Source organism: Pseudomonas sp. CCI1.1 (assembly GCF_034348165.1).
Taxonomy (GTDB): Bacteria; Pseudomonadota; Gammaproteobacteria; order Pseudomonadales; family Pseudomonadaceae; genus Aquipseudomonas; species Aquipseudomonas paracarnis.
Genome location: NZ_CP133780.1, coordinates 570,310 through 583,690, shown reverse-complemented (window position 1 = coordinate 583,690; position 13,381 = coordinate 570,310). Strand labels below are relative to the sequence as shown.

At 61.7% G+C, this 13,381-nt stretch carries 7 protein-coding genes; 2 read left to right on the top strand and 5 right to left on the bottom strand.

Annotation, left to right across the window (positions count from 1 at the left end):
* Positions 1-104: 104 nt before the first annotated feature.
* Positions 105-1,211, bottom strand: coding sequence for a cell division protein ZapE (gene zapE / locus RHM69_RS02585; protein ID WP_200601237.1), 1,107 nt, complete (start codon positions 1,209-1,211; stop codon positions 105-107).
* 476 nt (positions 1,212-1,687) lie between these two features.
* Here zapE and RHM69_RS02580 point away from each other — a divergent pair, with 476 nt between their 5' ends.
* The gene (locus tag RHM69_RS02580; RefSeq protein WP_322255506.1) at positions 1,688-2,989 is read left to right on the top strand and encodes an IS4 family transposase; all 1,302 of its coding nucleotides are present in this window, start codon (positions 1,688-1,690) and stop codon (positions 2,987-2,989) included.
* Positions 2,990-3,447: 458 nt separating this feature from the next.
* Here the strand turns inward: RHM69_RS02580 and RHM69_RS02575 are convergent, their stop codons facing one another.
* A complete protein-coding gene (locus RHM69_RS02575) occupies positions 3,448-3,672 on the bottom strand; it encodes a DUF465 domain-containing protein (protein ID WP_014718181.1) in 225 nt (74 codons plus the stop codon).
* A gap of 175 nt (positions 3,673-3,847) precedes the next feature.
* On the opposite strand from RHM69_RS02575, the gene tkt reads away from it, so the two are divergent.
* Positions 3,848-5,905, top strand: a complete 2,058-nt coding sequence (gene tkt / locus RHM69_RS02570) for a transketolase (RefSeq protein WP_102667036.1) — start codon at positions 3,848-3,850, stop codon at positions 5,903-5,905.
* A gap of 58 nt (positions 5,906-5,963) precedes the next feature.
* On the opposite strand, the gene uvrA is transcribed toward tkt, so the two are convergent.
* From uvrA to RHM69_RS02555, 3 genes are all read right to left on the bottom strand, one after another.
* Complete coding sequence (gene uvrA, locus RHM69_RS02565) at positions 5,964-8,483, bottom strand: excinuclease ABC subunit UvrA (protein ID WP_200601235.1); 2,520 nt, start codon at positions 8,481-8,483, stop codon at positions 5,964-5,966.
* Positions 8,480-10,192 (bottom strand): ATP-binding protein, encoded by a 1,713-nt coding sequence (locus tag RHM69_RS02560; RefSeq protein ID WP_058410953.1) that lies wholly within the window; start codon positions 10,190-10,192, stop codon positions 8,480-8,482. The genes uvrA and RHM69_RS02560 overlap by 4 nt, the downstream gene beginning before the upstream one ends.
* 101 nt (positions 10,193-10,293) lie before the next feature.
* Positions 10,294-13,365 (bottom strand): error-prone DNA polymerase, encoded by a 3,072-nt coding sequence (locus RHM69_RS02555; RefSeq protein ID WP_038449907.1) that lies wholly within the window; start codon positions 13,363-13,365, stop codon positions 10,294-10,296.
* Positions 13,366-13,381: the final 16 nt, after the last annotated feature.

Here is a 13,381-nt window from a genome sequence, read left to right as displayed (position 1 = left end):
TGGAGTCGGCAGTAGATGAAGGAGATAAGCGACAAATAGCTGACAGAAAGTGCGAAGGTTGCGCGCATCAAAGCGTGCAATGAGCTTTGGTACAGCGATTTTTCCTATGTGGCGAAGCGTTGCAGCTGCATCTCTTGCAGACGGCTCAGGGTGCGGCGGAAAGGAAACTCCAGGTAGCCTTCGGTGTACAGGCTGTGCAACGGCACCGCGGCGTCGATAAAGAGTGGCACTTTGCGGTCGTAGCATTCGTCCACTAACGCGATAAAACGTCGCACGCTGTCATCGTGCACCGACAACTGCGGCAACTCTCGATCCCCGGCCACCACGCGCTCGGCGCCATCTTCGGTGCCACGGGCAATTCGACCCGGGCGTATTTGTGCACTGAGGTTAGGGACGTCTCCCAGCAGAATGGCGTGGAAGCGATCACACACCAGCATGAAATCCATGGCGGCCAGGGGTTGCTCACACAGGTCGGCATAGCGACACCAAAGCACGGTATCACTGGCCTGCACCGTCATGATGGTGCGGTGCCCTACGCTTACCGCCACACTGTTCACGGCTTGGCCTTGGCTCAATTGTCGGAACACCGCCGCCAGTGCCTCGGGTTGATTCACCCAATAACGCTGCATGCCCACGCCGGGATGCAAGCGATGATCCTCGCCACCTGCCACGGCCACCACCTGCATATGCTGCTTGAGCGCATCGATGCCCGGCAGGAAACGCTCACGGTTGAAGCCATCGGCATACAGCTGGTCGGGCGGCTGGTTGGACGTGCACACCATCACCACACCCTCCTCGAACATCACCTGGAACAGGCGACCGAGAATGATCGCGTCCCCGATGTCATTCACAAACAGCTCATCGAAGCACAGCACACGCACCGCCTGGCTCAGCTCCCTGGCCAACGCCTGCAAGGGGTCCTGGGTGCCCGTAAGCTGGAATAAACGCTGGTGGACCCAGGCCATGAAGTGGTGAAAATGCTGACGCCGCGCAGGCACGCGCAGGCTTTGGTAGAACTGGTCCATCAACCAGGTCTTGCCACGCCCCACCGGCCCCCAGAGGTAAACGCCGGCAATCGACGAACGCCCTTGATGCAAGGCCTCGTGACAGGCTTGCAAGGCTTGTACCGCCCGGCGCTGGGCATCGTCGGCGACGAAACCTGGTTGGGCGATTGCATGTTGATAAGCGGCGAGAGGCGAGTCGAAAGTCATGCTTGCCAGTATGACGGACGCAGAGCTGTCGAGGCGCGAAATCTTGGCCTGTTTGCCTGAGGCGAGGATGAGTATTTGCACAACGCTGTAACGGTAGACGGTAACCACGATGCGAAGCGAGCCGCTCTTGATCTTGATCTTAGGCGCCCCGTTAAACCACGCTGGCCGTAATTCGACAGGGATTTGGGGGGTAAACCGGCAGGGATGCCGGTTTAGCCGCCCCGCGCCATGGATGGCGCGTGGCGGCGGCCCCCCAAATCACTGGCGGATTACGGGCACACCGAGCCTAGGCGAGGTGCCGAGTGGTGGGGCAAGAGCCTTTTGCTTACTTTTGGGCTCTTTTCAAAAGTGAGCCGCTGTAAAAGCCAGCCCTTTCAAGGTCTTCTGTAAAATCCCCTGAAATTCATTCAGGGGGTACCTAAACGATGTGGGCGGAAGTTCTAGCGCGTTTCGAAAAAAAAGCACCTGCCAGTGTCATGGCCAAACTGGCGCTGCAGCAGGCTATTGCCCCCGAGTGGATTGATCAGGTTTTCGAAGAACACCGGCAACGGCAGTATTCTCGTGAGCTATTGTTCTCGACCATCATCAAGCTAATGTCCCTTGTTTCATTGGGCTTGAAGCCATCTCTGCACGCCGCCGCGCGACAACTGGAGGACCTTCCGGTCAGCCTGGCGGCTCTCTACGACAAGATCAGTCGTACCGAGCCTGCTCTGTTGCGCGCCCTGATTACGGGCTGTGCACAGCGCCTGGCTCCAACCATCCGGGAGCTGGGCTGCACGGCGATGCTGCCGGGTTGGCAGGTTCGGGTAGTGGACGGTAATCACCTGGCATCCACTGAAAAACGTCTGGGAGCTTTACGCAACGAGCGCGGCGCCGCTCGTCCCGGTTTTTCGGTTGTTGCATACGATCCCGATCTGGATCAGGTCGTCGACCTTCAGGCGTGTGAGGATGCCTACGCAAGCGAGCGCGTTTGTGTGCTGCCTTTATTGGCCAATGCCGAGCCAGGCCAAGTGTGGCTGGCTGACCGGCTTTATTGCACGCTCCCGGTTATGGAGGCTTGTGAGCAAGTCCAAACTTGCTTTGTCATTCGTCAGCAAGCCAAGCATCTACGCTTGATTCAAGAGGGTGAGTGGCAAGAGCCAGTACCTGTGGAAACTGGCACTGTGCGTGAGCAGATCATCCAGGTCAAAGGCGGTTACCAATGTCGGCGTGTCGAACTGACGCTTCATTCGCCAACGGACTCCGGCGACAGCAGCTTGATGTTCTGGAGCAACCTGCCTGAGAGCGTCAGTGCGCAACAGATCGCCGAACTGTATCGCCGCCGCTGGAGCATTGAAGGTATGTTCCAGCGACTGGAAGCGATCCTGGAAAGTGAGATCGAAACCCTTGGCAGCCCAAAGGCTGCCTTACTGGGGTTTGCAACGGCGGTATTGGCTTACAACGTCCTGGCTGTTCTCAAACGCAGTGTTGAACAAGCTCATCGGGATACCCAGCCTGAAGGATGGGAAGCCTCGATTTACCATTTAGCGGTTCAGGTCAGGAGTGGATATGAGGGAATGCAGATTGCGCTGCCCTCGGAACATTTTCCTGTCATTCCGTTGGAAAAACTGGCTCAGCACTTATTGGCGCTTGCCAGAAATATCCAACCTAAACAAGTTGCGAAAAGCCCCCGTGGCCCCAAGGTACCCAAGCCCAAAACATGGGTTAAAGGCACCGCGGTGAATGCGCATGTTTCAACGGACCGGATAATCAAGGCTGCCAAGACGAAAAGACCTTGAAAGGGCTGGCTGTAAAAGCGGAACCCTAAGTGGCCGTTACCGCAGGAATGGATATGTACCCGGTCCAACTGTGTTGACTGTCAGGCCGTCATCGCAGGCAAGCCAGCTCCCACAGTTTGATTGTGGGGTGTCAGGTGGATAGGCGTCGGCTGGGAGGCCGTCTTCGCAGGCAAGCCAACTCCCACATTGGATTGTGGGGTGTCAGGTGGATAGGCGTCGGCTGGGAGGCCGTCATCGCAGGCAAGCCAGCTCCCACAGGCAGCATTTGCAGCCGACCGATTCGGCCCTGTATTGCATGAATTCTGAGGATGCCCACCCGGCTCAAACAACGCAATCCTTGCGTCGCAACAAGCCCCAGAGCCGAGTGGACGGGGCGCATCATAAGGAGTGAAACGGCATTTGTCCTCCAGACAATTCTGAACAAATGTGCACATTCCAAGTGTGTGGCGAGGGATTGCCTAACCCAGCCGCCCCACAATTTCGTCTTTGACCAATAGCCGTTTCTTCTTCAGCTTTTCCACATCCTCATCGCTGGCACTGGCTTTTTCCGCTTTTAGCACCTCAGCGTCGGCGTCGTCGTATTGAGTGAGCAGCGCATCCAACCGTTTGTCCTGCGCCCTGCGTTCGTGAACAACTTCCTTGCTCAACCCCAAGTCCTGATACAGGTCGTGTTTCACTGGCATGGCGTACCTCCACAGATTGATCGATGGTCTACGCCCTTGAAGCTAGCCCATTCCAACAAGACTTGTCATGTTTGAAGTCAAGAACGACCCGTTCGTCGCGGCGCAAGCGATGGGATCAAACCTTTGCCCCGCCCCGCCCTCCACTGTAGATCGCCACCCCAGGGAGAACGGTTTTATGAATCACGTTGCCACTGCTGCCGACACCCAATGCATCAACACCCTACGCACCCTGGCCATGGATGCCGTGCAGAAGGCCAATTCGGGGCACCCGGGTACGCCCATGGGCCTGGCGCCGGTGGGTTATACGTTGTGGAGTCGCTTCCTGCGTTATCACCCCGAGCATCCTGACTGGCCCAACCGTGACCGTTTTGTGCTGTCGGTAGGGCATGCCTCGATGCTGCTGTATTCGCTGTTGCACCTGGCCGGCGTGGTGGAAATCGATGCCCATGGCCAGCGCTCGGGCGAGCCGGCCGTCAGCCTGGACGACATCAAGCAGTTCCGGCAGATCGGCTCCAAGACCCCAGGCCATCCCGAGTACCGCATGACCACGGGCGTGGAAACTACCACCGGGCCGCTGGGCCAGGGCTGCGCCAACAGCGTGGGCATGGCCATGGCCGAGCGCTGGCTGGCTGAGCGCTTCAACCGCGACGGCCAGGTGCTGTTTGACTACGACGTCTACACCCTGTGCGGTGATGGCGACATGATGGAGGGCATCAGCAGCGAAGCCGCGTCCCTGGCCGGGCACTTGAAGCTCGATAACCTGTGCTGGATCTATGACAACAACACCATCAGCATCGAGGGCCACACTGAGCTGGCGTTCAGTGAAGACGTAATCCAACGCTTCCAGGCTTATGGCTGGCACACCGTGCACGTCACCGACGCCAATGACTTGCAGGCCTTGAGCGTGGCGCTGGAAACCTTCAAGGCCAACACCGGCGCCCCCACCTTGATCGTGGTGGACAGCGTGATCGGCTACGGCTCACCGCACAAACACAACACCGCTGCGGCCCATGGCGAGCCACTGGGAGAGGACGAGATTCGCCTGACCAAGGCCGCCTATGGCTGGCCGCAGGATTCAAGTTTTCTCGTGCCCGAAGAGGCCCGCACACTGTTGCGCGATGCCCTTTACGAACGCGCCGAGCCGCTGTACGCCGAGTGGAACCAGACCCTCGCCGCCCTCGACCCGCAACGGGCCGATGAGCTGCAACGCATGCGCGCCGGGGAGATGCCCGAGCAATGGCAAGCACACCTGCCCAGCTTTGCCGCCGATGCCAAAGGCGTCGCCAGCCGTGCTTCGGGCGGCGAGGTATTGAATGCCTTCGCCCAACAAATTCCATGGCTGCTGGGCGGTTCGGCAGATCTGTCGCCCTCGACCAAGACCAACCTCACCTTCGACGGTGCCGGGCGTTTCAGCGCGGGTGACTACAGCGGGCGCAACCTGCACTTCGGTATCCGCGAACACGCCATGGGCGCAATTGCCAACGGCATGGCGCTTTCCTACCTGCGCCCGTACACCTCGACCTTCCTGGTGTTCAGCGACTACATGAAACCGCCAATCCGCCTGGCGGCGATCATGGAATTGCCGGTGATCTTCGTGTTTACCCATGACTCCATCGGCGTAGGCGAAGACGGGCCCACCCACCAGCCCATCGAACACCTGACCCAACTGCGTGCCACGCCGGGGCTGTTGACGCTACGGCCGGGCGATGCGAATGAAACCCTTGAGCTGTGGAAGGTGGCGCTGGCACAAACCCATCGGCCCAGCTGTATGGTGTTATCGCGCCAGGCATTGCCGACCCTCGACCGCAACCACTTTGCCGCAGCTTCCGGCGCGGCCAAAGGTGCGTATGTGTTGGCCGAGGCGGATCAACCGAAGGTCATCTTGATCGCCACCGGCAGCGAAGTGGGCCTGGCGGTGGCCGCTTATGAGCAGCTCAAAGACCAAGGCATTGGCGCTCGCGTGGTGTCGATGCCCAGTTGGGAGCTGTTTGAAGACCAGGATCAAGCCTACCGCGACAGCGTCCTGCCGCCTGCGGTAAAAGCCCGTGTAGTGGTGGAGCAGGCAGGGCCCTTGGGGTGGGACCGCTACGTCGGGCAGACCGGCGCCAAAGTGGTGATGAACAGCTTCGGCGCCTCGGCACCGCTGGCCAAGTTGCAGGAGAAGTTCGGGTTTACCGTGGAGAATGTGGTGAAGCTGGCCAAAGAGCAGATCCAGCACAACCTCACTGACTAACACGGGGCTTAATGGGGGAGCGGGCTTGCCCCTCCCACATGTTGGGCATCAGCCCCCGTTAGATCAGTGATTGGGCTAGATAAGGTGCGGTGCGGCTGTGTTTGCTCTTGGCAACCTTGTGGGGCGTGCCGCACGCCACTACCGTTCCGCCCAGGTCCCCTGCCCCCGGGCCGATATCAATCACCCAGTCACTCTGGGCCACCACGCGCATTTCATGCTCCACCACAACCACCGTATGCCCCGCCTCCACCAAGTGATTCAACTGGCTGAGCAAACGATCGACGTCCTTGGGGTGCAAGCCGGTGGTCGGTTCGTCCAAGACATACAAGGTGGCGCCCCGGGCGTTACGTTGCAGTTCAGTAGCGAGCTTGATGCGTTGGGCTTCGCCGCCGGACAGCTCGGTAGCCGGCTGCCCCAGGCGCAGATAACCCAGGCCGATATCGCGCAGCACGACTAACGAGCGCAGGATGCCCGGTTGCTCGGCGAACACCTGCACCGCCTGCTCCACCGTCAGCCCCAGCACCTGGGCGATATTCAAGCCCTGCCATTTGATCGCCAGGGTGTCGGGGTTATAGCGCGCGCCGTGGCAGGTCGGGCATGGCGCGTACACGCTGGGCATGAACAGCAACTCGACGCTGACAAAACCTTCACCCTCACAGTTCGGGCAACGGCCCTTGGCGACATTGAAGGAGAACTGCCCGGCATCGTAATTGCGCTTTTTGGCCGCTGGCGTGGCGGCGAACAGTTTGCGCACGTTGTCGAACAGCCCGGTGTAGGTCGCCAGGTTGGAGCGCGGCGTGCGGCCGATGGGCTTCTGGTCCACCTGCACCAGGCGCTGGATGTGCTCCAGCCCGGCGCTGATGCGCCCGCCACTGGCTTGCGGTGCAGCATCTTCCAGGCTCGGTTCGTCGTCGCTTTCCAGCACACGCCCCAGGCCCGTGCCCACCAGCTCCAGCAGCGCCTGGCTGACCAGGCTGGACTTGCCCGAGCCGGAAATACCGGTCACCGCGGTGAAACAGCCCAGCGGGAAATCCACGTTCAAATCTTTCAGGTTATTTCGCGTCACGCCTGTGAGCTTCAGCCACCCGGCCGGCTCGCGGCTTGGCGCATTGGCCGGGCGAGGTGGGGCAAACAGGTATTCGCGGGTCTGCGAGGCCTCGACGTCCGCCAACCCTGCGGGCGGCCCGCTGTACAGCACTTGCCCGCCATGTTCGCCGGCAGCCGGGCCCACGTCGATCAGCCAGTCGGCGCGGCGCATGGTTTCCAGGTCATGTTCCACCACAAACAGCGAATTGCCCGCGGCCTTCAAACGATCAAGCGCCGTGAACAATGCTTCGCCATCCGCCGGGTGCAGACCCGCCGAAGGCTCATCGAGCACATAAATAACACCGAACAACTGCGAGCCCAATTGGGTAGCCAGGCGCAGACGCTGCAGCTCCCCGGACGACAGGGTCGGCGTACTGCGCTCCAGGGACAGATAGCCCAGGCCCAGTTCGATCAAGGTGTTGACCCGCTCGAGCAGGTCCTGGGCGATGCGTTGGGCCGCCAGGCGTTTTTCCACCGACAGCTTCATCCTGTCCTGTCCCGCAGCCACCGGCCGCAGCAGCTCGGCCAATTGCGCCAAAGACAGCTGCGACAGCTCACCGATATCCACCCCGGCAAACTTCACCGACAACGCCGCCTGGTTCAGGCGTTTGCCCTCGCACAATGGGCAGGCGCTGCCTTGCATGAACTGCGATACACGCTTTTTCATCAGCGCGCTTTGGGTGTGGGCGAAGGTGTGCAGGATATAGCGCCGAGCGCCGCTGAAGGTGCCTTGGTAGCTGGGTTCGAGCTTGCGTTTCAACGCCTCGCGGGCCTGCTGCGGGGTGAAGCCGGCGTACACCGGTACGGTGGGGGTTTCTTCGGTGAACAGAATCCAGTCGCGCTGCTTTTTCGGCAAGTCGCGCCATGGGATGTCCACGTCATAGCCCAGCGTCACAAGGATGTCGCGCAGGTTCTGGCCCTGCCACGCCAACGGCCAGGACGCCACTGCACGTTGGCGGATGGTCAATGACGGATCGGGCACCATCAGCGCCTCGGTCACTTCATACACACGGCCCAGGCCATGGCATTGCGGGCACGCGCCCTGGGGCAGGTTCGGCGAGAAGTCCTCGGCGTACAACATGGCCTGCCCTTTCGGATAACGGCCGGCGCGGGAATAGAGCATGCGGATCAAGCTCGACAAGGTGGTGACACTGCCCACCGACGAGCGCGCACTGGGTGTACCGCGTTGCTGTTGCAGGGCCACGGCAGGCGGCAAGCCTTCGATGCTGTCTACATCCGGCACGCCGACCTGGTCGATCAAGCGCCGCGCATAGGGCGCCACCGATTCGAAATAGCGGCGCTGGGCCTCGGCATACACTGTGGAAAACGCCAGGGACGATTTGCCGGAGCCAGACACGCCGGTAAACACCACTAGGGCGTCCCGGGGAATATCCACATCGACATTACGCAAGTTATGTTCACGGGCGCCACGCACCCTGACAAAGCCCGCTTGCCGGGCGGTGAGCGGTGGGATGTTGCGCTGTGAAGTCATGGGCAACCTTGTCTTGCGCTTAGCACCCTGCGCACGCGTTGGGTCAGGGCATCGGGGCTGTAGGGTTTGCTCAGCAGGTGGATATCGGCGCTGAGCAGATGATTGGAAGACAGAATGTCGCGGGTATGGCCTGAGGTAAACAGCACCGGCACCGGCGGGTTCTGCGCGCGGGCCCAGGTGGCCAGATCGGTGCTCTTGACCCGACCGGGCATCACCACATCGGTGAAGATCAGGTCCGGCGACACGCCGCGCTGCAACACTTGCATCGCGCGGTCGCCATCCTCGGCAATCAGTACGGTATAGCCCGACTGCTGCAGCAACTCGACCACCGTCAGGCGTACGCCTTCATTGTCCTCGACCACCAGGATGGTTTCCTGGCCGCCGCCTTGCAGGTCCGCATCACTGTAGTCGTCGAAGCATTCAGGCTCCAGGCAGTGGGGGAAATACATCTGCACCACCGAGCCCTTGCCCTCCTCGCTCCACATGTCCACGTGCCCGCCACTTTGGCGCACAAAACCGAACACCATGCTCAGGCCCAGGCCGGTGCCGTGGCCTTCGCGCTTGGTGGTAAAAAAGGGTTCGAATGCGCGCTTGAGGGTCGCCTCGGACATGCCCACGCCGGTGTCGGCCACTGCCAGGCGCACGTACTCGCCGGGCTTGATGCTTTTACCGATGCAATCGTCCGGGTTGAGGATGACGTTTTCTCCGGTGATACGAATCACACCCTCGCCCTGCATGGCATCGCGGGCGTTGATCGCCAGGTTGAGCAGCGCGTTTTCCAGCTGGTTGCGGTCGACATTGATGCACCAGGAGTCCTGGGGCAGTTGCACGTCGATATGAATGGTTTCCCCCAACGCCCGTTGCAACAACTCGCCCAGGCCAGCGTAGATGCGCTGCGGGTTGTACACCGCCGGAGACAAGGGCTGGCGACGCGCAAAGGCCAGCAGTTGCGACGACAGCTTGGCCCCACGTTCCACGGCGGCGATGGCCGCGGTGACGCGACGTTGCACCTGGGGGTTGTCCGGTTCATGCCTGGCGAGCAAATGCAGGTTGCCGGCGATCACTTGCAGCAAGTTATTGAAGTCATGGGCCACGCCCCCGGTCAGGCCGCCAATCGCTTCCAGCTTCTGTGACTGGCGCAACTGGTCTTCTGCGGCCGACCGCGCCTGCACTTCAGCGGCTACGCGTTGCTCCAGATTATGGGTGAGCTCCTGGCGCACCCGCTCGGACTTCACCAGTTCGGTGGTTTCCACCACGATCGCCAGCACCCCGGCCGGCTGTTGGTTGTCACCGGCCACGGGGCTGTAATAGAGGTCCAGCCATACGCTTTCCGGTTGGCCGTGACGCGATAGCACCAGCTCCTTGTTATTGAACGACAAGGTGCCGCCCGCCAGGCACGTATCCACCACATGCCGATTGAACTCGGCCACCTCCGGCCAGCCCAGTTCGACCGGAGTGCCCAAGAGGTAGGGATGGCGCCCGCCGGCAAATACCGAATAGCTGTCGTTGTAGATCATGTACCCCGCCCGCCCCCACAGCATCACCATCGGCACAGGTGAGGCGAGCATCATTTGCACGGTGCAAGCCAGGCTCGTGGACCACTGATCCAAGGGGCCAAGGTCGGTACTTGACCAGTCAAACGTGCGAATCCGCTGGGCCATTTCGCCGGCCCAGCCTTCACAGCCATGGGGGTTGGATAAAAATTGCATGATTGGGCTCTGTGCAGGGACAAGACAGTCGCAAGTTTTGGAGCGCGCCAGCGGTGGATGGTTTCATCCTGAACACAGAGGAATGCATAAACCCCTGGAACTCAATGAAAATCCCGGCTGCGCACCACCATTCCATCCAGCAGCGGCGTCAAATCGGTGAGGCGCCCCGCGATCAAATGCCGCACCTCACCCACCGCCTCCCAACGGCCGTCCACCTTGAGCAAACGCGAGCCCACCAGCGCCTGGCGCTGCCGCTCGGCCAGGTCGCGCCAGACCACCACATTGAGGTTGCCGAACTCATCTTCCAGGGTGACAAAGGTTACGCCGCTCGCCGTGCCTGGGCGTTGGCGCCCTGTGACCAGCCCGGCGATGCTCACGTTGCGCCCATGTTCCACCGCCAGCAACTCCTGGGAACTGCGGCAGCGGCGCCGGCGTAACTCGGCGCGCAACAACGCCAGGGGATGGGGCCCCAGGGTGGTACCGAGGGTGGCGTAATCGGCGTGCAAATCTTCGCCTACCGTGGGCTCGGGCAATGCCACCCGCGTCTCATCGGGGCTCGGCAGGCCGGCAAACAAGCCCAGTTGCTGATGCACACCGGCTACGTCCCAGCGCGCCTGATGGCGGTTGCCGGCCAGGGCGCGCAAGGCCCCGGCATCCGCCAGCAGCGCCTGGGCACGCGTATCCAGGCCGGCGCGCGCGTCCAGGTCAGCGATGTCGTTGAACCGCCGCTGCTGCCTCGCCGCTTCGATACGCCGCCCGTCTTCCTCGCGAAACCCCGAGATCATGCGCAAGCCCAAGCGAATCGCCGGTTGCTGGCCGTCGATGGGCTCCAGGCTGCACTCCCAGTCACTGGCCTGCACATCCACCGGGCGGATCTGCAAGCGATGGCGCCGGGCGTCCTGCAGGATCTGGTCCGGGCTGTAGAAGCCCATGGGCCAGCTGTTGATCAGGGCGCAGGCGAAGGCCGCTGGCTCATGGCATTTGAGCCAGCAACTGGCATAGGTCAGCAAGGCGAAACTGGCGGCGTGGGACTCAGGGAAACCATAGCTGCCAAAGCCCTTGATCTGCTCGAAAATCTGCGCGGCAAAGGCTTCGGTGTAGCCGTTTTTCAGCATGCCGGTGCGCAGGCGTTGCTGATGCGGCTCCAGGCCACCGTGGCGTTTCCAGGCGGCCATGGAGCGGCGCAACTGGTCGGCCTCGCCGGGGCTGTAGTCGGCGGCGACCATGGCGATTTGCATCACCTGTTCCTGGAACAGCGGGATGCCCAGGGTGCGTTCCAGCACGGCTTTCAATTGCGGCGACGGATAGGTCGTGGGCTCTTCATTATTCCGTCGACGCAAGTACGGATGCACCATGCCGCCCTGGATCGGCCCAGGCCGTACGATGGCGACCTCGATCACCAGGTCATAAAACGTCTGCGGCTTGAGCCGGGGCAACATCGACATCTGTGCCCGCGACTCGATCTGGAATACACCGATGGTGTCGGCCTTGCTGATCATGGCGTAGGTGGCCGGGTCTTCTTTGGGAATCGTGGCCAGGCTCAAGTCCCGGTGGCGATGCCGGCGCAGCAAATCGAAACAGCGGCGGATCGCGCTGAGCATCCCCAGGGCGAGGATGTCCACCTTGAGCAAGCCGACGGCATCGAGGTCGTCCTTGTCCCACTGGATAATGGTGCGCTCGGCCATGGCCGCATTTTCCACCGGCACCAGGGTGTCCAGCGGGTATTCGCTGATCACAAAGCCGCCAGGGTGCTGGGACAGGTGCCGCGGAAAACCGATCAGTTGCTGGGTCAACGTCAAGACACGCCGCAGCAGTGGGCTGTCCGGGTCGAAGCCGCTTTCACGCAGGCGCTCCAACGGCGGCGCCTCATCGCTCCAGCGCCCGCAGCAATCGGCCAAGGCGTTGATCTGGTCCGGCGGCAGCCCGAGGGCCTTGGCCACATCACGTACCGCGCCCGTGGCGTGGTAACTGCTGACCACCGCCGTCAAGGCTGCACGGGTGCGGCCATAGCGCTGGAACACGTATTGCAGCACCTCTTCGCGGCGTTCGTGCTCAAAATCCACGTCGATGTCCGGCGGCTCGTTGCGCTCCTTGGACAGGAAGCGCTCGAACAGCAGGTTGGTCAGGCTCGGGTTGATTTCGGTGATGCCCAAGGCAAAACACACCGCCGAGTTAGCCGCCGAACCACGGCCTTGGCACAAAATCGAACGGCTGCGGGCGAAACGCACGATGTCATGCACCGTAAGAAAATAGCTTTCGTAACCCAGCTCGCTGATCAGCTGCAGTTCACGATGGATTTGCTGCAAGGTCTTGTCGTCGATGCCTTCGGGCCAGCGCTGGGCGATGCCTTCTTCGGTGAGGGTGCGCAGCCAGGATTGGGCGTCATGCCCCGCGGGTACCAGCTCGCGTGGATAGTGATAGCGCAACTGGCCGAGGTCGAAGGTGCAGCGCCGCGCGATGGCGAGGGTTTCATCCAGTAAGGCCTGGGGATACAGCGCCGCCAGCGCATCGAGGCTACGCAGGTGGCGTTCGCCATTGGGGTGCAGGCGCGTGCCGGCTTCGGCCACCGGCACGTGGTGGCGGATGGCGGTCATGGTGTCTTGCAGGGCCCGGCGGCCCCGCGCATGCATATGCACATCGCCGCAGGCCACGGCAGGGATTTGCAGGCTGTGGGCCAGTTGCAAGCGCTGTTGCAGATGGCGCGCATCGTCCTGGCCGCAATGCAGATGCACCGCCAGCCACAGGCGCTGGTCGAAGGTGCGGCGCAGCCAGTCGAGGCTGGCCTGGGTGTCGCTGTCTTGCGCTACCCACAACGCCAAAAGACCGGGCAACGGTTGCTCGAAATCTTCCTGTAGCAGGCGATAGCGGCCCTTTTCAGCCCGCCGCCGGGCCAGGGTGATCAGCCGGCACAGGTGCTGGTAACCGCTCAGGCTCTCTACCAGCAGCACCAGTTTCGGGCCGTTTTCGATGTGCATTTCGCTGCCGATAATCAACGGCAAGTCTACGGCTTTGGCGGCTTGCCAAGCGCGCACGATGCCCGACAGCGTGCATTCATCGGTAATCGCCAGGGCGCTGTAGCCTTGGCGCTTGGCGCGCTCGAAAAGCTCCAGCGCACTGGAGGCGCCACGCTGGAAACTGAAATTGGACAGGCAGTGCAGCTCGGCGTAACTCATGCACCCTCCTACAGTA